The 755-nt window shown below is 39.2% G+C and carries 1 protein-coding gene; it reads left to right on the top strand.

Translation table 11 applies throughout. From position 1 onward, the window contains the following. Positions 1 to 755 (top strand): IS3 family transposase (locus K9V48_RS28250; protein ID WP_224142336.1); only part of this gene is annotated, 755 nt, incomplete at both ends.

Below are 755 nucleotides of genomic sequence, written 5' to 3'. Positions count from 1 at the left end.
GTCCTCAATCTTCCGAAAAGCACTTATTATTATCATGCCGATGAAAGTGACAAACGCGAGAAGAAAGCTGAAGATAAAGAGCTTTCTAGAGAAATCGTGCGTATTTTCAAAGAAAGCCGTAATAATTATGGCACACGAAAAATCAAGAAAGAATTAGTAAAATTACCTGAACCTAAGCAAGTTTCACGTCGCCGAATTGGTCGATTAATGAACGAAATGGCTCTTGTCTCAAACTACACCGTGGCGCAATTTAAACCACATCTATCAACTTGTAATGAAGCACCTGTTAAGAACGAATTACAACGTCAATTCACACAAGAAGCACCGTTAGCTGTCATAGTCAGCGATTTAACATACGTCCGTGTCGGAAAAAAGTGGCATTATGTATGCCTATTTGTCGACCTCTTTAATCGAGAAATCATTGGTCATAGTGCTGGTGAAAATAAGACGGCAGAGCTTGTGTATCAAGCCATTGCAAGCATCCAAGCGAATTTGAATGATGTCAAAATGTTTCATACAGACCGAGGGAAAGAGTTTGATAACAAGCTCATTTCAGAGGCCCTTGAAACGTTTGGTATCAAACGATCATTGAGTATGAAAGGATGCCCTTATGACAACGCTGTAGCTGAAGCGACATTTAAGGTATTTAAGACAGAGTTCGCTAATGGAGCGCATTTCTCTTCCCTTAAACAACTCGCTCTTGAACTTAATGATTATGTACATTGGTTCAATAACATTCGAATTCACGGAACATT

Source organism: Metabacillus rhizolycopersici, assembly GCF_020075705.1.
This window is presented reverse-complemented; position numbering and strand designations above follow the sequence as displayed.